Annotated in this window: 24 protein-coding genes; 16 read left to right on the top strand and 8 right to left on the bottom strand. The window is 27.8% G+C overall.

Features of this window, described 5'->3' with window-relative positions; genetic code table 11:
* Window positions 1-31 precede the first annotated feature (31 nt).
* Window positions 32-625 carry a M48 family metallopeptidase gene (locus ASUIS_RS08615; RefSeq protein WP_118886654.1) on the top strand — a complete coding sequence of 198 codons (594 nt, stop codon included), beginning with the start codon at window positions 32-34 and terminating at the stop codon, window positions 623-625.
* Here ASUIS_RS08615 and ASUIS_RS08610 read toward each other — a convergent pair.
* A complete protein-coding gene (locus ASUIS_RS08610) occupies window positions 609-1,025 on the bottom strand; it encodes a DUF721 domain-containing protein (protein ID WP_118886653.1) in 417 nt (138 codons plus the stop codon). The genes ASUIS_RS08615 and ASUIS_RS08610 overlap by 17 nt on opposite strands.
* Window positions 1,026-1,141: 116 nt before the next feature.
* On the opposite strand from ASUIS_RS08610, the gene ASUIS_RS08605 reads away from it, so the two are divergent.
* From ASUIS_RS08605 to ASUIS_RS08590, 4 genes are all read left to right on the top strand, one after another.
* Window positions 1,142-2,593: an L-aspartate oxidase gene (locus tag ASUIS_RS08605; protein ID WP_118886652.1), complete on the top strand. Its 1,452-nt coding sequence runs from the start codon at window positions 1,142-1,144 to the stop codon at window positions 2,591-2,593.
* Complete coding sequence (nhaD, locus tag ASUIS_RS08600; RefSeq protein WP_118886651.1) at window positions 2,593-3,972, top strand: sodium:proton antiporter NhaD; 1,380 nt, start codon at window positions 2,593-2,595, stop codon at window positions 3,970-3,972. Before ASUIS_RS08605 ends, nhaD begins: the two co-directional genes overlap by 1 nt.
* A 156-nt stretch (window positions 3,973-4,128) precedes the next feature.
* Complete coding sequence (gene guaA, locus ASUIS_RS08595; RefSeq protein WP_118886650.1) at window positions 4,129-5,664, top strand: glutamine-hydrolyzing GMP synthase; 1,536 nt, start codon at window positions 4,129-4,131, stop codon at window positions 5,662-5,664.
* A 158-nt stretch (window positions 5,665-5,822) separates the two neighbouring features.
* The gene (locus ASUIS_RS08590; protein ID WP_118886649.1) at window positions 5,823-6,395 is read left to right on the top strand and encodes a hypothetical protein; all 573 of its coding nucleotides are present in this window, start codon (window positions 5,823-5,825) and stop codon (window positions 6,393-6,395) included.
* Between the two features lie 77 nt (window positions 6,396-6,472).
* On the opposite strand, the gene ASUIS_RS08585 is transcribed toward ASUIS_RS08590, so the two are convergent.
* Window positions 6,473-8,173 carry a protein adenylyltransferase SelO gene (locus ASUIS_RS08585; RefSeq protein WP_226799882.1) on the bottom strand — a complete coding sequence of 567 codons (1,701 nt, stop codon included), beginning with the start codon at window positions 8,171-8,173 and terminating at the stop codon, window positions 6,473-6,475.
* Between the two features lie 188 nt (window positions 8,174-8,361).
* On the opposite strand from ASUIS_RS08585, the gene ASUIS_RS08580 reads away from it, so the two are divergent.
* The 3 genes from ASUIS_RS08580 to ASUIS_RS08570 all read left to right on the top strand — a co-directional run bounded on the left by ASUIS_RS08580 (window position 8,362) and on the right by ASUIS_RS08570 (window position 9,622).
* Window positions 8,362-8,895 (top strand): GNAT family N-acetyltransferase, encoded by a 534-nt coding sequence (locus ASUIS_RS08580; RefSeq protein WP_118886647.1) that lies wholly within the window; start codon window positions 8,362-8,364, stop codon window positions 8,893-8,895.
* Window positions 8,896-8,969: 74 nt separating this feature from the next.
* Window positions 8,970-9,254, top strand: coding sequence for a putative quinol monooxygenase (locus tag ASUIS_RS08575; protein ID WP_118886646.1), 285 nt, complete (start codon window positions 8,970-8,972; stop codon window positions 9,252-9,254).
* A 20-nt stretch (window positions 9,255-9,274) separates the two neighbouring features.
* Window positions 9,275-9,622 carry a hypothetical protein gene (locus ASUIS_RS08570; protein ID WP_118886645.1) on the top strand — a complete coding sequence of 116 codons (348 nt, stop codon included), beginning with the start codon at window positions 9,275-9,277 and terminating at the stop codon, window positions 9,620-9,622.
* A 32-nt stretch (window positions 9,623-9,654) separates the two neighbouring features.
* Here ASUIS_RS08570 and ASUIS_RS08565 read toward each other — a convergent pair whose 3' ends face one another.
* Together ASUIS_RS08565 and ASUIS_RS08560 are read right to left on the bottom strand one after the other, a co-directional pair.
* Entirely contained in the window at window positions 9,655-11,151 is a 1,497-nt protein-coding gene (locus tag ASUIS_RS08565) for a sensor histidine kinase (RefSeq protein ID WP_118886644.1), read from the bottom strand.
* Complete coding sequence (locus ASUIS_RS08560) at window positions 11,152-11,973, bottom strand: phosphate/phosphite/phosphonate ABC transporter substrate-binding protein (protein WP_118886643.1); 822 nt, start codon at window positions 11,971-11,973, stop codon at window positions 11,152-11,154.
* A 151-nt stretch (window positions 11,974-12,124) separates the two neighbouring features.
* Here ASUIS_RS08560 and ASUIS_RS08555 point away from each other — a divergent pair, with 151 nt between their 5' ends.
* The 3 genes from ASUIS_RS08555 to ASUIS_RS08545 all read left to right on the top strand — a co-directional run bounded on the left by ASUIS_RS08555 (window position 12,125) and on the right by ASUIS_RS08545 (window position 14,098).
* Window positions 12,125-12,490 (top strand): RidA family protein, encoded by a 366-nt coding sequence (locus ASUIS_RS08555; protein WP_118886642.1) that lies wholly within the window; start codon window positions 12,125-12,127, stop codon window positions 12,488-12,490.
* 176 nt (window positions 12,491-12,666) lie between these two features.
* Window positions 12,667-13,251, top strand: coding sequence for a pseudouridine synthase (locus ASUIS_RS08550; RefSeq protein WP_118886641.1), 585 nt, complete (start codon window positions 12,667-12,669; stop codon window positions 13,249-13,251).
* A gap of 70 nt (window positions 13,252-13,321) precedes the next feature.
* Window positions 13,322-14,098 (top strand): 3'-5' exonuclease, encoded by a 777-nt coding sequence (locus ASUIS_RS08545; protein ID WP_118886640.1) that lies wholly within the window; start codon window positions 13,322-13,324, stop codon window positions 14,096-14,098.
* 30 nt (window positions 14,099-14,128) lie between these two features.
* Here ASUIS_RS08545 and ASUIS_RS08540 read toward each other — a convergent pair whose 3' ends face one another.
* Window positions 14,129-14,473, bottom strand: a complete 345-nt coding sequence (locus ASUIS_RS08540; RefSeq protein WP_118886639.1) for a hypothetical protein — start codon at window positions 14,471-14,473, stop codon at window positions 14,129-14,131.
* Window positions 14,474-14,597: 124 nt separating this feature from the next.
* On the opposite strand from ASUIS_RS08540, the gene ASUIS_RS08535 reads away from it, so the two are divergent.
* The 5 genes from ASUIS_RS08535 to ASUIS_RS08515 all read left to right on the top strand — a co-directional run bounded on the left by ASUIS_RS08535 (window position 14,598) and on the right by ASUIS_RS08515 (window position 18,184).
* On the top strand, window positions 14,598-15,230 hold the full coding sequence (locus tag ASUIS_RS08535; protein WP_118886638.1) for a pseudouridine synthase: 633 nt from the start codon (window positions 14,598-14,600) through the stop codon (window positions 15,228-15,230).
* A gap of 41 nt (window positions 15,231-15,271) precedes the next feature.
* Window positions 15,272-15,835: an SMI1/KNR4 family protein gene (locus ASUIS_RS08530; RefSeq protein ID WP_118886637.1), complete on the top strand. Its 564-nt coding sequence runs from the start codon at window positions 15,272-15,274 to the stop codon at window positions 15,833-15,835.
* A 10-nt stretch (window positions 15,836-15,845) separates the two neighbouring features.
* Entirely contained in the window at window positions 15,846-16,190 is a 345-nt protein-coding gene (locus ASUIS_RS08525) for a rhodanese-like domain-containing protein (RefSeq protein ID WP_204513369.1), read from the top strand.
* A complete protein-coding gene (locus ASUIS_RS08520) occupies window positions 16,150-16,779 on the top strand; it encodes a pentapeptide repeat-containing protein (RefSeq protein WP_192941176.1) in 630 nt (209 codons plus the stop codon). The genes ASUIS_RS08525 and ASUIS_RS08520 overlap by 41 nt, the downstream gene beginning before the upstream one ends.
* A gap of 106 nt (window positions 16,780-16,885) precedes the next feature.
* A complete protein-coding gene (locus tag ASUIS_RS08515) occupies window positions 16,886-18,184 on the top strand; it encodes a M99 family carboxypeptidase catalytic domain-containing protein (protein ID WP_118886636.1) in 1,299 nt (432 codons plus the stop codon).
* A 26-nt stretch (window positions 18,185-18,210) separates the two neighbouring features.
* Here ASUIS_RS08515 and ASUIS_RS08510 read toward each other — a convergent pair whose 3' ends face one another.
* The 3 genes from ASUIS_RS08510 to sfsA all read right to left on the bottom strand — a co-directional run bounded on the left by ASUIS_RS08510 (window position 18,211) and on the right by sfsA (window position 19,934).
* On the bottom strand, window positions 18,211-18,402 hold the full coding sequence (locus ASUIS_RS08510; RefSeq protein WP_118886635.1) for a YgaP-like transmembrane domain: 192 nt from the start codon (window positions 18,400-18,402) through the stop codon (window positions 18,211-18,213).
* A gap of 124 nt (window positions 18,403-18,526) precedes the next feature.
* Window positions 18,527-19,207, bottom strand: coding sequence for a lysophospholipid acyltransferase family protein (locus tag ASUIS_RS08505; RefSeq protein WP_118886634.1), 681 nt, complete (start codon window positions 19,205-19,207; stop codon window positions 18,527-18,529).
* A gap of 31 nt (window positions 19,208-19,238) precedes the next feature.
* Window positions 19,239-19,934 carry a DNA/RNA nuclease SfsA gene (sfsA, locus tag ASUIS_RS08500; protein WP_118886633.1) on the bottom strand — a complete coding sequence of 232 codons (696 nt, stop codon included), beginning with the start codon at window positions 19,932-19,934 and terminating at the stop codon, window positions 19,239-19,241.
* Between the last annotated feature and the right edge of the window lie 100 nt (window positions 19,935-20,034).

Here is a 20,034-nt window from a genome sequence, read left to right as displayed (position 1 = left end):
GATTTTACCAAATAATTACTTAAGGAAAAGTTTGAGCTTCCAAATTGAAATAAATCAGAAATTAGTAACCGTTAAATTAGAAAAAAGAAGAAATATTAAACATGTTTATTTAAGAGTTTTAAATCCAACTTTAATTCAAATAAAAACAAATATTTATTACACATTATATGAGGCAAAAGATTTAATCCAAAAAAAAATGACTTGGATAGAAAATTCTATTATTAGACTTGAAGAAAAAAATATAAATGAAGATGAATTTTTATATTTAGGTGTTAGAAAAAAATTAGAAGATTTTAAAATAAAAAATATAGATACTTTTTATAAAAAAGAGATTATTAAATATTTACCAGATTTAGTAGATATGTATTCAAAAAAAATGAATCTAATTCCTACTTCTTTAAAATATAGAAAAAACAAAAGAACTTGGGGTTCATGCAACTATAAAAATGGTTTGAATTTTAATATTTTACTTATGAAATTTCCAATTGAACTTATGGAATATGTAGTTATTCATGAATTAGCTCATATAAAACATAAAAATCATTCAAAAAAGTTTTGGGATTTGGTAGAAGAATTTTGTCCTGATTATAAACAAAGAGAAAAAATATTTAAGAATTTTTTATAATTTCTCTTATCTTTTCAAATTTTCTGAATATTTGTTCATTTTTTGCTTTATTTTCAAAAATTCCATATGATCTCTCAACATAAAGGGAAATTGGTGCTTTTGCTTCTTCTTTTTTTTCAATAACATTCGTAATAAAAAATCCAATATCTTCAACATTTGCAATCTTGAAATTTTTTAATAATGATTTTATATCTGCTTTGTTATACTCAAACTCCATTTTATAAACAGGATGGGTTAATACAAAAAACAAAGTTTGATTTTTCACATAAGCAAACTTTACTCCTTTTTTTAGTTTTAAAGGAAGAACTTCTATAAACTTTTTAATTAAAAAAGATGTATTAATCTTACTGAATTCAGGATTATTTTTAAGATGACTAAGTATTTCATTAATTTTTTTCATGGGCTAATTATAGCAGGTTTTATATTATCATTTAGCGGTTGTGGTTACAAAGCTGATCCAATATATATTCAACAAGATTCTTCAGTAAAACAAAATAGCAACGAAGCTACACCTCAATGATATATGATTATATAATAATAGGTACTGGAATTGCTGGGCTTAATGCTGCAAGACTGATTCCAAAAGATAAAAGAGTTTTGATTTTATGCAAAATGTCAACTTGGAATTGTAATACTTTTTGGGCTCAAGGAGGAATTGCAAGTGCAGTTGATGAAGCTGATATTCCAGCACATATTCAAGATACATTAACAGCAGGTGTTAACTACAATGATAAAAATGCGGTTGAGCTTTTAAGTAAAAAATCAATTTCTACAATAAAGAATTTAATAGATTCAGGAATGAAATTTGACCTAAATGAAAAAGGCGAATTAGCGTTTACAAAAGAAGCAGCACATAGTAGAAATAGAATTTTACATGCAGATGGTGATGCAACTGGAAGAATGATTCATATTTTTTTATTAGAGCGTTGTCCTCATGCAATAATAACTCAAGCAGTAGTTTGTGATTTATTAATAAAAGATGACGTTTGTTATGGAGTTCAATATTTTACAGATGAAACAAATCAAAAAGTAGTTTATGCTCACAACACAATAATTGCAAGTGGTGGAGTTGGTTCAATTTATAGATATCATACAAACTCAACTGCAAATGCTGGTGAAATTCAAGGGATTATTTCTGAAAAAAATCTCCCATTAAAAGATATGGAAATGATGCAGTTTCACCCAACAGTTGTAAAAGGAACTTCATTTGCTCGAAAACCACTTTTAAGTGAAGCTTTAAGAGGTGAGGGTGCTTATATTGTTGATGAAAATGGATATAGATTTTTATTTGATTATCATAAAGATGGTGAATTAGCTCCAAGGGATGTTGTTAGTCGTTCTATTTTTGATTACAACAAAAAAACAGGTTTAGGAGTTTATCTATCTTTTGAAACTTTTGAGAAAAAAGCTTTTAAAAAAAGATTTCCAAATATCTATTCAAATCTAAAAGAGTTAGGTTATGATTTACCTTTTGAACGAGTTCCAATTTCTCCAGCATTTCATTATTCAATGGGTGGAATTGAGACATCTTTAGATGCAAAAGTAAAAGGAATGAAAAACTTATATGCTATTGGTGAAGTTGCTTGCACTGGTGTTCATGGTGCAAATAGATTGGCATCAAACTCTTTACTTGAGGGATTGGTTTTTTCTCAAATTGCAGTTGAAAATGCATTAAAAGATGATTTTAAAATCACAAAAGAAAATTATGATAAACCAATCATTAATTACATACGAAATAAAGAAATTGACAAAGATATAAAAGATAATTTAAGAGAAATGATGTGGACACATGCATCAATCGTAAGAAACCCAAATAATCTTAAAACTACACTAGAAACAATAGAAAAGTATTTAAAATTAGATGTTGGTAGATTACTTTTTTTAAGATTACTTACAGCTAAATCGATTTTAAAATCTGCTTTAGAGCGAAAGAAATCTCTTGGCGCTCACTATATTAAGGAGAATTAATGTTTAAAGTTATAGTAACTTTATTATTAGGATCTTTATCTTTATTTGCAAGTTCTGTAAATAGTGATGGAATTCCTGATTTAACCATGACATGGGTTGGATTTGCAACTTTACTTATCTTTGTTGTTGGTTATTATTTTGTTGCAGCAGAAGAAAAATATTTAATAGATAAAGCAAAACCTGCCTTATTTATTGGTACATTTATGTTTATTTTAGTTGCTATTTATTATGTATTAAATGATTTAGATATGAATTTAGTTCATACAGAAGCGAACCATTTAATTTTAGAAATTGCTGGTATTTTCTTTTTCTTGTTTGTTGCGATGACTTATATTGAATCATTACTTCATATGGGAGTTTTTGATAGATTAAAATATAACTTGATTTCAAAAGGTTATACATATAGAAAGCTATTTTGGGTAACTGGATTTTTAGCATTTTTTATATCTCCTGTTGCTGATAATTTAACAACAGCTCTTATTTTATCAACAGTTTTAATAACTATTGAAAAAACGAGAAAAGATTTTTTAGTACCAGGTGCTATAAATATCGTTGTTGCTGCAAATGCTGGTGGTGCTTGGTCTCCATTTGGTGATATTACTACACTTATGGCATGGACAGCGGGAAAAGGTCACTTTGCTGATTTTATTTATTTATTTCCATCGGCATTTTTAGGATTTTTTGTAACATCTTTTTTATTATCAAAGTTTGTTCCAAATATAGTACCTGTTTTTGATATATCAAAAGAAGAAGTACCAAAAATGGCAGAAGGTGCAAAAGTAGTTATGCTTCTTGGAGTATTAACTATTGCATGTGCAGTATTATCTCATCAAGTATTACATTTACCAGCAATGTGGGGAATGATGTTTGGTTTATCTTTACTTAAAGTTTATTCTTATGGTTTAAATAAAAAATATGGGGTAGATCATTTTAATATTTTTCATTCAATGGCAAAAATTGAAAATAACACTTTGATGTTTTTCTTTGGTATTTTAGCAGCAGTTGGTGTATTATATTTTGTGGGATGGTTAGGACTTGCAGCAGTTGTTTATCATCCTGATGTTTTAGGACCAACTTGGGCAAATATAGGAGTTGGATTTTTATCTGCAATTGTAGATAATGTTCCAGTTATGAGTGCTATTTTAAAAGCAAATCCGGAAATGGGTGTTGATCAATGGATGTTGGTTACTATGACAGCAGGAGTTGGTGGTTCATTAATCTCTTTTGGATCAGCTGCTGGTGTTGGGGTTATGGGAAAAATGCATGGTATTTATACCTTTAGTTCTCATATGAAATTTGCATGGACTATTTTAGTTGGATATATAGTATCAATTGTTATTTGGTATATTCAATATCAAATGTTAGGAATAGGACATTAATTTTTAGTATTACTAAAAATCTATAAAGGGCTGTTGGGATTTTCCTAGCAGCCCTTTTTTTGTTTAACCGTTTTTTTACAACTTTTTCGATAGAATATTAGATTAAAATTTGTAATATTTAAATCTTATGGTTTGAAATATGAAGGAAAATAATATATGAAACATGTCCCAATAGTAGTATTAGATTTTGGTAGTCAATATACTCAAATTATTGCTAGAAAACTAAGAGAATCAGGTGTTTATTCTGAAATAGTGCCTTATAGTGAGAGCATTGAAGATATCATGGCTAGAACTCCAAAAGGAATTATTCTTTCTGGTGGTCCTGCTTCTGTTTATGCTGAAGATGCTTATCATCCTGATACTACAATTTTTGAATTAGGTCTTCCAATTTTAGGTATTTGTTATGGAATGCAATTAATTTCTCAACATTTTGGAGGAAGTGTAGTTCCTGCACACCACCATGAATATGGAAAAGCAAAATTAAAATTTGAAGTTGAAAATCCAATTTTTAAAGACACAACAGATGGTCAAATTGTGTGGATGTCACATGGTGATAGAGTAGAAAATATTCCATCAGGATTTGAAAAAATTGCAACAAGTGAAAATTCACCTTATGCAGCTATTGCAAACACAGATAGAAATATTTATGCATTCCAGTTTCACCCAGAAGTTTACCATTCAGATGAAGGTTCAAAACTACTTAAAAACTTTGCAAAACATATTTGTGGTTGTGAATCAACATGGAATATGGGTTCATTTGCAAAAGAGCAAATAAAAAGAATTCAAGATCAAGTTGGAAATAAAAAAGTTCTTTGTGGTGTTTCAGGTGGAGTTGATAGCTCAGTTGTAGCAACACTTTTAGCAGAAGCAATAGGTGATAGAGTTATTCCTGTTTTTGTTGATAATGGATTATTAAGAGCAAATGAAAGAGAACAAGTTGAAGCTATGTTCAAAAGTAGAGGTGTAAAACTAATCACTGTCGATGCTAGCGAAGAGTTCTTAACAAAACTTGCAGGTGTTAGTGACCCTGAAACAAAAAGAAAAATCATTGGTGCAACATTTATTGAAGTATTTGATAAAGAAGCTAAAAAACACCAAGGAATTGAGTTTTTAGCACAAGGTACACTTTATACAGATGTTATTGAATCAGTATCTGTAAAAGGTCCTTCAAAAACTATCAAATCTCACCATAATGTTGGTGGATTACCTGATTGGATGAAATTTGAATTAGTTGAACCTTTAAGAGAAATCTTTAAAGATGAGGTTAGAGCTTTAGGATTAGAGTTAGGACTTCCAGCATCTATGATTGGACGTCATCCATTCCCTGGACCTGGACTTGCTATTAGAATCATGGGAGATGTAAATAAACCTGATTTAGAGTTATTAAGAAAAGCTGATACTATCATGTTAGATGTATTACATGCAACTGGTTATTATGACAAAACATGGCAAGCATTTACAGTATTATTAAACGTAAAATCTGTTGGAGTTATGGGTGATAATAGAACTTATGACAACACAGTTTGTGTAAGAATAGTAGAAGCAACAGATGGAATGACAGCAACTTTTGCACATATTCCACATGAAATATTAGAAACAATCTCAAGAAGAATCATCAACGAAGTTGATGGAATCAACAGAGTAGTGTATGATATTTCATCAAAACCACCAGCAACTATCGAGTGGGAATAATTTCTAATAGTTTTCACGCATCTTTCACCAAAGTTTGGCTCGATGTACTTGTAGTACATCTTCGCCAAACTTTGGCAAAATCTACATAAAACTTATTAGAAATTTTTGCTAAAATTTATCTATGACTAATTTATAAATTATACCTATGGAGATATAAAATGAGTACTCAATATCAAAAATCTGGGAATTTATACTATATAAAATTAAAAACTGATTTAGGAACATTTTATAAAATAGGTTTTACAACTTCTAAAAATATTATAGATAGATTTAATCATAATGGTTCGAATGATTATAAATTAATTCAAGAAACATTGATATTTAAATATTATGATGATGCTTATTTAAGAGAACAAAAATTACATAAACAATATGAAAATAAAAAAGCTTTTTATAAATATTCTAATGAAACTTATTTACCTTTAGTAAACAATGGACAATCAGAATTATATTATGATGATATTTTATCTTTAGATAAAGACTTTAGTAAAAAACAAAGTTTTTTAACTAAATTAAAAGTTTATATTGCAATTTTTAAAAGTAATCCAATAAAAATAATATTATTTTTTGGACTTGCTATAACTGTATTTGGTGGAATATTGGGACTTACAATAACTTTTTTTATTAGAACATTTCCTTATTCATTAGTAATTATCATATTAATATATCTAGCAAGTAAAATTAAAGAAAATATATTTATAAAGATAAGGAATAAATTTATTAAGAGCTAAAATAAATGAATATTAGCATATTAATTTTTTTTTCTTCGTTCCCAAGCTCCAGCTTAGGAATGTATATTTAATCCCCTCTACGAAGAACAACTCACATGTGATATACCAGCTATTCCAAAAAAATCTGAAGGTTTTTTAATATAATATTTCTCTTCTATCTCTTTTGTCTGTTCTTCGTATGGATTTGTCATTATCTCTTGTAGTTTATTTACTGGTTCATAGTTTCCGTTTTGCGATTCTTGATAAGCCCAAACTAAATGCCACTCTCTTAAAGTATATTTTGGATTAATTAGTTTCATTTGATTTGAAAGGCTCTCTTTAGACTTTTTATCATTTACATTTATAAAAGATTTCCATTTTTCTAACCAATTATTCCATCTTGATTTTATATTTTCATTTTTCAAACTTCCATAAAAACTTTTTTCTAGTTCTTTGATGTCATTTGGAATATTTGAAAGTTCTCTAAAAAATATAGTATAGTCAACTTTTGTTTCTATCATAAGATTCATAAGTTCTTCAAACAATTCAACATCAAACTTATCAATTCCTAGTTTTTTAGCCCACATCTTTTCCATTTTTTCTTGCATGATTTTTGAAAAGTTATTTTCAATTTTTTCAAGTTCTTCTAAAGTCTGAGCATTTGAATTAAGTAATGGTTTTAAAGCACTACAAAACGATTTAAAGTTTTTTAAAGCAGCAATTGGTTGATTAAAAAATGAAAAGTGCATTCCTCCACCTGTCCAAGATTGATATTTTGGGTCAAACATTTCGATAAAGCCGAATGGTCCATAATCAAGAGTAAAACCTCCCGCTGCACAGTTATCACTGTTGAAGTTACCTTGACAATATCCAACTCTTATCCAGTTAGCAACCATTGATGTAAGTCGATTTTGAAACTCATTTGCTAGTAAAATAACTTTTTCTTCTAGTTTTAACTCTTGATTGATTACTTCACTGTACTCTCTATCAATCAAATGTAAAACAATCATTTCCAATTCTTTTAAAGCATTTTCATGTTCATTTTTTCTAGCACGTCTGCCAAAAAGTTCAAGTTGTCCAACTCTTATAAACGAAGATGCGACCCTTGTAGTGATTGCAACATCTTCTTCAATCATAACTTCTGGGTCTTTTGAGTAAGAATTATCTCTAAACCAAGGTCTTGTTACTTGCTCTTTTTTAGAAGTAAATAGAGTTAAAGACCTTGATGTTGGAATACCAAGTGCGTGCATATGTTCTTGGGCTAAAAACTCACGAACACTTGACCTTAAAACTGCACGCCCATCTGCACCTCTACAATATGGTGTTTTTCCAGCACCTTTTAGTTGAAATTCCCATCTTTTACCATTTATAAGAGCTTCAAAAACTGAGATTGCTCTACCATCTCCATATCCATTTCCAGTTTGAAAAGGACATTGGGCATAATATTCAGTTCCATAAATAGATAGTGCATATCCAGTCGCCCAACCTGTATTTTGCTCAAGTTTAGAAATATTAGACATATCACCTGAAAACATTTTGATAAAATCTTCTGATTTTATTAAGTTCTCAGAAAAGCCTAATTCTTTAAAAAAATTAGCACTGTGAGAAATATATATTGGCTCTTTAATCGCAGTTGGACTTACTGGTACATAGTGACCACTAAAAACCTCTCTTGATAATTTATTGTCTCCATTAAATTTTGCATCAGGGTCACTGTTAAGTTTTTCTATAAATGAATAATCACTTGAATTTACAAGTTCTTGGAATGTTTCTATATTTTTGTTAGTATTTTTTTTCATTATTATAATTGTCCATAAATTTTTATTTATTAAGATTCTAACATAACTATTAATATAGAAACTAAAGCTACTATTAACTAGAATACAAAAATATCAAAAAAAACTATAATTATGCTAATAACAATACTCATGTTGAGCCTTTTGAATTAGATATTTTAGATATGACAAATTAAAATAGAGTATAAAAAATGAATGAAAATATTGAAAAAAAATCTGTAATTCTTCGAAAAACTGAATTACATGAATTAGATAAGTTTAAATCCGATTTACAAGAATCTTTCAGAGTATCTGCAGAAAAAGAATTTGGACATAGTTTAGAAGAACCTATTCCTTCTGATCAAGATATTGATGAATCAATTAAGACTGATAATTCTATTGTTTACAGTATATTTTTTGAAAATGAATTAGTTGGAGGAGCTATTATTTATATTAATGAGATTACTCAGCATAATTCTCTTGCTTTTTTCTTCATTATGACAACTAATCATAGTCGTGGAATTGGACACCTTGCTTGGGAAGCAATTGAAAAAGAACATCCAAAAACAAAGATTTGGGAAACGGTTACTCCGTATTTTGAAAAAAGAAACATCCATTTTTATGTGAATAAATGTGGTTTTAAAATTGTAGAATTTTACAATAAGTATAGACCAGATCCTAATCATACATCTCAAGAATCTTTGGAAGAAGATGAAATGTTTAGATTTGAAAAGATTATGAAATAGCTTTCTGGTTAATTTTCACTTTGTTTGACAACTATTAACTAGAATATAAAAAAATACCAATAAAAGCGATAATCATGGCAATTACAAGACAAATAATATTTTTAGCAAAAAGAGATTGTATAAAAGAACTAAAAGCATTACTTAAATCGACTATTGAAGAGTCTAAAAAAGAAGAGGGATGTTTGATGTATGAAGTTTTTCAAACAAAAAATAATCCTGTTGAATTTATTGTGATTGATTCATGGGAAAGTGAAGAAGCATTAAACAAACACTACGAAACCCCACATTACAAACATTTTATAAATAATTTCAAACAATACAACGCTCATATTGAGCCTTTTGAATTAGAAATTTTATAAAATTTAAAGACAAAATTATAATGAAAATTTCTTATCATCGCAGACGTAAAATCAAAACAAGAAGAATAGCTTTACGGGATTTGATTTTAAGAGGTATTGAAGACCCAAAAGATTTAGCAAAAGAACTGAAAGTCACACTCCAAACAATCAAAAAAGATTTGGAAGCACTTAAAACCATGAGTGAAAAAGATTTTACTTTTGAGACTAGACAAACTTCTGCTGAGATACTTGATAAAAAAGATACTATATTAAAAATGTTAGATGATGAAAATTACTATACAGAAAATGGCGATTTAAATATATCAAAGATAACAAAAGATTTAAATACAAGTAGAGCAACAGTTATGTCTGTTTTAAATGGAGAATAATATTCCTCATTTATCATTCAATTAAAAAGAGATTATAGTGGTAAAATTATGAAAAATTTTGCACCTTTATAGGTTTTATTATTAAATTCTATATTTTCATTTTTAACAATTATCTGACCTAAAAAATGTTCATGAATAATTTTTGCACTCATATACAATCCAATTCCTGTACCTTGATTATTATATTTTGTAGTGAAATATGGGTCAAATATTTTATGAATAATATCCTCTTTTACTCCACCTGCATTGTCTTGAATAGTGATAGTGATTTTGTTGTTTTCTTTTAAAAATTTTATTTCTATTAGTTTTTCTTGTATATGATTCTCATTTAATATATCTTTTGAATTATTAAGTATATTTATAAAAACTTGTGTTAATTCATTTATCACACCATCTACTAATAATTCATTTTCACTGTGTTCAATATTTAGGGTAATAAAATTATTTTCTAAGGAAACAGATACTATATCAAGGGCTTTATTTAAAGAAGTTTCAATATTAAAATACTCTTTTTTGCTATTGTAATCTTTTACATAATCTCTAAAATCATCAATTGTATTACTTAAATAATTTGCATATTTCATTACACTATCTGCTGTATTTTCTATCTCTTCATCTTCTCTAAGGTCTAGCTCTTTTCTTAGTTTTAATCCACTCATTTGAACGGTAATAGCACTTAAAGGTTGTCTCCATTGATGGGCAATATTATTAAGCATTTCCCCAATAATTACCATCCTTGATTGATGTTTAAGAAGAATATCTTGCTCATGATTAATTTTTACTTGAGATTTTAATTCTTCAAATAACTCTTTTTCTTTTTGATTTAAATGTTTTAAATCTAGTATACTTTTTTCTATATTTCTAGCCATTAGATTAAAAGATTCTTGAAGTTCAATTGTCTCTTTACTGTTGCCTAAATTTATTCTTTGAGAATAATCTCCACGGGCAATTGCATCTGCACTATGAGTTAATTTTACTAGATTTTTTATAATCCATTTACTCACAGTAATAAGTAAAATTGCTGATAATATTAACTCCATTATTGCAATAATAATACTTCGAGTAATCATCTCTTTTTTTGCTTGAACATAAAACTTTGTAGAAAGACCTAAATAGATTTTCCCTAATGACTCAGAAAATAAAGTTATAGGAATATTTGTATCAAATCTTTCATCTTCAAGTGATTCTTTACTAAAAGGGTTTAACTCTTTTTCTGGTAATTTTAAACAATCTTTTAATCCAACAGTTGAAATACAATTATTTTGATTATCAACAACTGCTAGATAATCTATTGTAAGAATATTTTTAGTCTCGTTTAAAATTGCATTAATAGTTGCATAATCCATTTGAACAAGAGGTGCAACTAAAGCACTTTTTAACAATATTTTTTGTTCATCCAGTCTTACATTAGTTTGAGCAGATAGGTTTATTTCAAGTTGATTTACATTTTTTATTACCATTAATGTAAGCATTAAACTCTCAATCAATAAACTTGCAATTACCCATTTCCAAGATAAAGATAATCTCATTTAATTATTTAACCTTTCCATAGTTTTATCTGCTATTGAACCAAGACTATCTAAGTCTTTTTGTTCAATTTTTTTAAAGCCTTCAAGTTTTGTAATTTCCAAATGACTTTTACCCTCAGGAGATTTTGAAAAAGCATCAAGTGCAGTTTCCCACTCTTCTAAAGTAATACCATCCGCGCTTTTCGCTAGATAAATTCTACTTGGTTTTGGTTCACTTTGATATATTATATGTACTAGGTCTTTAATCTCTTTTGTCATAAGTTTTATATAATTTGGTAAAGACATAATTATCATATCGGCATTATTATTTAGAAGTATAGATATTGAGCTATCTGTTGCACTTGTGTATGTATATTTGATTTCTTTTCCATCTTCAAAGCCATTTTTTTCCAACCAATCTTGTGCATCTAATGTAGGAAAAGAGACAGGGTCTAACCCAATAACATGAAGTGGTAGTTTTTTACTTTCTAATATATTTTTATCAGTTGCTAAAAGAATAGTTGACAGACCTTTTGAATAAGTCATAATAGGTTTATATCCACCTAGTTTTTGGGCAAGAACTGCAAGATTTGGTGAAGTTAAAATCAAATCATAATAAGTTCCCTCATTTGAGCGTTTAGTAAATTCACTAAAGTTTTTTGCTGTTAAAATCTGAACAGGTCTTTTAAAATAATTTTCTAAAAAAAGCCTCAAATCTTGATGAAATTCTAAAATTACTCTAGTTGATGAGTGTGGTGCAATCCCAATTTTGATTGGAGTTTCTTGTGCAAAACAAAGATTTGATATATAAAAAATTGATAGAAGAAGTAGTTTTAATTTCATATTGTTTTCACTTATAAAAATATGAAATAATTATAACAGATAATGATAATATTATTTATTAAGTATTTATTAATTTTATAGCTTTAAAGTGCTTTAAGATAAAATCTATAATTAATAAAATATAAAACTTATACATCAAGGAAAAGAATAAATGAAAATTCACAGAATAAATCCATGCAAAAGATGGTCAGATGTGACAGTTTTTAATGGAATTGCTACTTTTACAGAAGTCGCAGATTCAGATACAAGTGCAGATATTAAAGGGCAAGTAAAACAAATATTTGATCAAGCCAAAGCAACTCTTGCTTTAATTGATAGTGATAAAACACGAATTTTGGCAGTTACGATTTATATTACAGATTTTGCAAACTTTGATGGTTTAAATGAGATTTGGGATTCATGGTTTCCCGATGGAACTGCACCAAGTCGAGCTTGTGTAAAAGCTGAATTAGTTGACCCCAATTTATTGGTTGAAATGACATTTACAGCAGCTGCAGGTGAGAAATTTCAATCATAATTATAATTCAAGAAATACTCTTTTCTTGAATTTCTCATTTTTTATCATATAATGTAACCTATAAACAATAACTATCATCTTTCTTTTACTACAACTTAAGAAATTGCGGGAATACTTTACAAGTATCCTGTCCCTGAAACTAAGGGCTTATCAAACATACTTAAGGAATGTAGCCCATGAATATAACAACAAACGATTCTCAAATACTGTTAGCTCTAAATAAACCAAAGGGATATTTAGTCACAAGATCCGATGACCTTGGGCGAAAAACTGTTTACAATCTTTTGCCAACTTGGCTTTTTCAAGATGGATGGATGCCTATTGGACGACTTGATTTAGAATCCAAAGGGCTTTTATTATTTACAAGAAATGGAAAAATAAATGATGCTTTAACAAAACCTGGTAATTGTATTAAGATATATGAAGTTTGGGTTAGAGGTCATGTAACAGATGAACATATTATTGATGCTAGAAAAGGTGTCGAGAGTATTCATGGACTACTGAAAGCAAAGGTCGAAAGAATAGGTAATGGTGGTGCAAAAACAAAACTTAGAGTCGAACTAGAAGAAGGAAAAAATCGCCATATTCGCAGACTCTTTGGCGCATTAAAAGACCCAAAATTTGGAACACCCTTGAAAGTTTTGGAGCTAAATAGAATAAGTATTGGTAGTTTTAAGCTCAACATTGAACTTGGTAAGTGGCGTTATCTCTCAACAGAAGAAGAGAAAATGCTAATAAAAAGGGCGATAAAAGTCGTCTAAGCTCTTTATGTTACAATACTTTTTTAAAAATGCTTGTATTAAATAGGAGTTTAAAATCAAAATAATAAATGTGATTTCCAATCAAGATAGATTAAATCTAATTCGAAATTTTTGTGAAGATGATTTAGAAAATGAAGTTGAAAATGTCTTGAAAAATATTTTAGAAAATGGCTCTTATGAATTAAAATCAATGATAAAACTTTTTGATTTAATGGATAATTCAAGTAATGAAAGTGATTTACAAACTCCTTATACAATTGGTAATAGAACAATTGAAGTTATTAATACTTGCGAACAATTACAAGAGGCAATGAACACAATTTTATTATCTCCTTTTATAGGTTTTGATAGTGAACAAAAGCCAACATTTAAAAAAGGTCAAGCTGATAATGGTATTTGTCTTATTCAACTAGCTACCCAAAGTAAGTGTTATCTTATTCAAAATAAACAAATCAAAAACCTAAAACCACTTATAGATTTTTTGGAAGATGAAAAAATTATAAAAATAGGAACAGGATTAAAAGGCGATAATGAAGCACTTTTTAGACAATTTAATCTAAGAGCAAAATCAATGATTGACCTTGAAGATATATTCAAAAAACTCTCATCTAAAAACCAAATTGGAGCTAAAAAAGCAGCTTCGATAATCTTGAATGAAAAATTACAAAAATCAAAAAATATGTCAAGATCAAATTGGGAAAATGAAGAGTTAACTTCTGGACAAATCAAATACGCAACAGAAGATGCAACAGTTGTATATGATGTAATGAGTGAGATTTTAAAACAATATCCTTTTGTGATGAAAATGATGCCGATGTTTTTTCAAGAACGATATTTGGAAGAATAAAAAAATTAGTCACTTATTTGACTAACTTAATTATTGACAATAAGGACAAGTATAATCTGTATTTTCAGGTTTTTCGGGGTGGGTTTTATTATCTATTTTATTTTTATCAAAAGTATGATAATTTTTGCACTCTTTCTCAAAAGCACTTTTTGGGCTTGAAGCATAGAAGAATTTAAATCTTTTATATTTACCAATCCAATTTTTAATCTCGTGATTTAAATCTGTATCAGAACGACCATAATATTGAACTACAAATAGTCCACTTTTACTTTCATATCCTAAAGCAAAATTACCAGCTGATATTTTTGTGATTTCAGAATCTACACTTCTAGCTATTAAAGCATAAGAACTTTTCATTCCAATAGATCTCTTCATTTATTTTCCTTAGGTTGTTTTTCTTAAATTTAAGGACAGTATACTTAACTAATTATAATTTAAAATAAAAGGAATATAATTCCACAACAGAAGCCTATATTCAATGGGTTCAAGGATACCTTTAATGCTAAATACTACTCAAAACAATCCAATAGAACTCTCTACCCAAGAGCAAAATCACCAGCACTTCAAAATATTTAAGCCATACGGTTTTTTAAGTCAGTTTGTACCCGAAACACGAAAGAAGAAAAAGGTATTAGGTGAGTTATTTCCATTCCCTGATAAGATTATGGCTATTGGCAGACTAGATCACGACTCAGAAGGATTGTTGTTACTAACAACTGACGGTATGAAAAGCTTTCAAGTAAGAGATAAAGGTATAGAAAAAGAGTATTACGTGCAAGTTGATGGAGAGATTACGCAAGATGCAATATCACAGCTGCAAAATGGTGTTAATATTAGCGTTAATGGAACTATTTATCTAACCCTTCCTTGTAAAGCATTCGTGCTAGAAAATGAGCCTAAACTTCCCGCTCGTGGTCGTAATATTCGTGGTTTAAGTCATGGTCCTACTAGCTGGATTTCTATTACGATTTGTGAAGGGAAAAACCGTCAGATAAGAAAAATGACCGCTGCTGTTGGTTTTGCTACCTTAAGACTAGTAAGAATTAGGATTGGTGATATTCATATTGATAGCATGATTGCAGGTGAGGTTGTTACTCTAGCTAATTTTGATGACGCACTTAATTGCAGTTAAGTCAGATTTCATTAGAATACAAAAATATTTAAAGGATTTAAATGAAAAAAGAATTTGACAAGTTTAAACAATGGCTTAGTCTTAATTATAGTGATGGTTTATTAGATTTAAATCCACCTGCTACTGATGATGAAATAAATGAACTTACAAACACTCTTGGAGTTGAATTACCAAATGATTTTATTAGTGTATTAAAAATACATAATGGTCAAAAAGGTGAAGCTGCTTGGCTTTTTGATTCTTTGGAGTTTTTATCAACTTACCGTATTATTGAAGAGTTTAATATTTGGAAAAACTTATTGGAAACTAAACTTCAAGGCAAAGTTTCAACTCCTGATGATGGAGTTAAAAATGATTGGTGGAATATAAACTGGATACCATTTACAAGTGATGGTTGTGGAGATCATTATTGTCTTGATTTAAGTCCAACTGCGAGTGGCACAAAAGGGCAAATTATTACTTTATGGTATCAATCAAGTGAGCGAGAAATCATATCTCAAAGTTTCTCTTTATGGTTTAAAGAGTATGTTGAACAATTATATTCAGGTGAACTTGTTTATTCCCAAGAATATAACTCTATAGTTCACAAAGATGAATTAGAATAAAGGAAAAATTTTGAACGACAATGCAATTTATGTATTTATTTTCTTAGTGGCTTATATAGCTTATAAAAAATATACCCAACGTAAGGTATTAAAAATTGTTCCAACTTTGATGAATCAAGGTGGACAGATTGTTGATGTTAGAAGTGAAGTAGAGTTTGCATACGGTCACAAAGATGGAAGTATCAATATCCCATTAGGGGTACTTAAAAATAGAATGAAAGAGTTAGATAATACTAAGCCTATAATTCTATGTTGTGCTAGTGGAAGTAGAAGTGGTTTAGCAAAGCGTACTTTAATGGCAAATGGATTTAAAGATGTTCATAATGCTGGTACTTGGAAAAGTCTTACAAAATAAAATGAATAAAAAAAGAAGAAAAATGTTTAAAACAAATGATTATTGGGAAGAAGAGTTTATTGAGTATGATGATAAAAATTTAGATTCTATCTATTTTGATGATTGCACTTTTATAAAATGTGATTTTTCAAAAAGTCTTATGCAAAACTGTAAATTTACTGAGTGTAAATTTATAAATTGTGATTTATCTTTAGCTACATTAAAATCTTGTACTTTTAATGATGTTACTTTTGAAAATTGTAAACTTATTGGAATTTCATGGAGTTCTTGTCAAGAGCCTTTTGAAGTTAGGTTTGATTCTTGTAATATTTCTCAAAACTCTTTTCATGTTATGGATTTGCGACAAATGAAGTTTATTGATTCTTTGATACAAGATTGTGGTTTTGAGGAGTGTAATTTGGAAAAATCACTTTTTGATAACTGCGATTTAGCACAAACAGTTTTTATAAAAAATAATCTAAAAAAAGCCAATTTTGAAACCTCAAAAAACTATCTAATTGATCCAAAACAAAACGATATACAAAATGCTTTATTCTCACTTCCTGAGGCTTTGAGTTTTTTGAGTTTGCTTCCTATTAAAATAAAATAATAAAAGTGTTTGACACTATATATTTTGTTTTAACGCTTCTCTAAATAGCTATGTGTTATGATTGCCACCATTTTATTTTATAAAATAATTTGATTTTAGGAGAAGTATGCGTTTTATTATTATTTTTTTTCCGTTAATTTGTCTTTTTGCTTCAAATACACCTTTTGATTTATATAAAAAAGAGACAAATCCTAATCAACATACCCTTTTGATTATAGGTGGAATTCATGGTGACGAACCTGGTGGTTATTTTGCTCCAGCTTTTTTAGAGAAATACTACAAGATTAAATCAGGAAATATATGGATTATTCCTAATTTGAATGTCGATAGTATTATGGCAAATAACAGGGGAATTTATGGTGATATGAATAGAAAATTTAATTTTATTGATAAAAATGATAATGATTTATCAACTGTAAATAGAATAAAAGAGATTATTTTAGAAGAAAAAGTGGATTTAATTTTAAATTTACACGATGGATTTGGATTTTATAGAGATATTTATGAAGATGCTAATTTCAATCCTAATGCTTGGGGACAAGCAACTATTATTGATCAAGAAAAAATAAATGGACTTGATAAATTTGGTAATTTAGACGAGATTGCAACAAAAGTTAATAGTATTGTAAATAAAGATAATTTATTTCAAGAGTATCACTCTTTTGGTCTTAAAAATACACAAACAAAACTAAAAGATGACCAAATGCAACAATCTTTGACTTATTTTGCTGTAACTCATAATAAACCTGCATTTGCCATAGAAACAAGTAAAAATATTACAGATTTAACCCATAAAGTGATTTATCAATTAAAATCTATTGAAGAATTTATGAAGATTATGAATATTGAATTTGAAAGAGAATTTGATATAAATAATTATGAAGATATAAAAAGTAAAATTTTTGATTTTGAAAAAGTTACAATAAATAATAATATATCTCTTAATTTGAGTGATATTAAAAATAATATGAGATATGTTCCTTTAAAAAAAGAGGATAATAAATTTGATTTTACACATACTCTTGCAAAAGTTAAATTTAATGACAACAAATATGAAATCTATATAGGAAATATAAAAGTATCTGATTTATACCCTCAAATTTTTGATGTAGCAACTACAACTAATAAAGTTAAAATTATTGTTGATAATAAAGAAGTTGAAACTTCTTTTGCCAATCAAATAGATATAAAAAATGATTTTAAAATAGTTAAAAGTGATTTTAGGGTAAATATTATTGGTTTTAGTAAAGAAGGAATTGATAGTGAAGATGATATCTTAGTTAAAAAAAGTGATATTCAAGATATTTATTCAATTGATAATAATAAAACAAAATATAGAGCTGAGTTTTATAAAGATGGTAAATTCTATGGAATGATAGTTCTAAATTTTTTAAAAGATAATTAATAAAAAAGGAAGTTAAACTTCCTTTTTTATCCTGCTTTTGGTGTACATTTTTTACTAAAAATACACACTGGACAAAAATCAACTACTCCAATTACAAGTGGAATTATTCCTAAATAAAACCAAGGATTGCTTATAAGAAATCCTATAATAATTAAAATTAATCCCACAACTATTCTAAATGGTCTACAAAAACTTCTAATTTTATCAAATTTATTCATCTGTTATTCCTATGATTAATGATTTTATAAATTTATTATTATATAAGTAAACTTAATGTTAAGTAAATAAGTAAAACTTATTATAAGATGAAGGAAGGTAGATTTAAATAATTGAAAAAACAGTTTAAATATTAAACTGTTTTTTATATAGTTCTTCCAATGGTAATTTATTTTTATAATCAATTATATCACCAATTTCAATTTCAATTTTTAAGTTTTTAGTTCTTTTTTCTATTGCTTCTTTTAGAATATGATTTGCATTAGTTTTAATAAAAACAGGCAGAATGTTTATTCTATTTTTAAGTGCAATTAATTTTGCACCTTCTTTAAATGTACTTACAGGATTATCTGTTTTATTTCTTGTTCCTTCTGGAAAAATAAAAATAGAATTACCTTTTGTTACTATTTCTTTTGTATCTTTAAAAAAAGAAGTCATATTTGCAGATTCTCTATCTAATAAAATTGCATCAGCATTTTTTGTAAAAGTACCAAAGAAAAAAGAGTTAAAAAGCTCTTTTTTTGATACCCAAAAACCATGAATAAATGAATCTTTTAATGCAAGTTCTACAATAAGTGGGTCAATTATACTTCTATGATTTGATATTAATAAATAGTTTCCATTTTTTGGAAGTTTTTCTTTATTTAAAACTTCAACATTGATATTTAACTTTGACAATAGAGTTTGTGAGTATTCTATTCTTAATGCTTTTTTTTCTTCTGATGTTTTGACTTTTTTTAATTTAAAGCCATATTTATTTGTTAAGTAAGTCGCATATATTGCAATGCTTATTTGTTTTAGGTTCAATATTATCCTATTTAAATTTTTTGCAATTGTATCAAAATGAAGCCATAATTGATACTTTTTTTACATAAATTTCTTCTAAATTTATATATGAATGATAAACCAAAACTTCTACACCTTTATTTGTAACTTCTTTAAATGCTTCGCAATATTTTTTATCAACCTCACAAGCTAGTCTAAACGGCAAATTATCGTCTCTTTGGATAATATATAACATCACGGCTCTATGCCCTTGTAAAGTCATCTCATAAAGCTCATTTAAGTGTTTTGTTCCCCTTGAAGTTACAGCATCTGGAAAAGCTAAATAATCATCTATTTTTAAACTTACACTTTTAACTTCAACATAACATTTCTGATTTTTATTTTCAAGTAAAATATCAATTCGGCTATTTTGTCCATATTTTTGTTCTGGTTTTAAAGAACTATATCCTTGTAGTTCTTTTATAACTCCATTTTCTATAGCTTCAATTGCTATTTTATTTGCAACACCTGTATTTGTGCATATTAGATTTTCACCCATTTTTGTAAGTTCCAAAGTATATTTTAATTTTCTTTTAGGATTATCATGAAAAGTAAGCCAAACATCACAATTTTCTTCAATACAAGAGGTCATTGCTCCACTATTTGGAACATGAGCTGTAATAATTTCTTTATTTTCTAAAATAACATCAGCTAAAAATCTTTTATATCTTTTTATTAACTTGCCATGTATGAGTTTTTCAAATTGCATTTTGTTACCTTTTGTGTTTTTTGCATTATATAAAAAAATAGTTATTTTTTAATAAAAATAAAAGGAATGATAATTGCATGTGATTAAAAAAGCATGGAGT

The sequence above is a fragment of the Arcobacter suis CECT 7833 genome (assembly GCF_003544815.1).
GTDB lineage: Bacteria > Campylobacterota > Campylobacteria > Campylobacterales > Arcobacteraceae > Aliarcobacter > Aliarcobacter suis.
The sequence above is the reverse complement of the archived record's forward strand: the minus strand, read 5'-3'. Positions and strand labels throughout refer to the sequence as shown.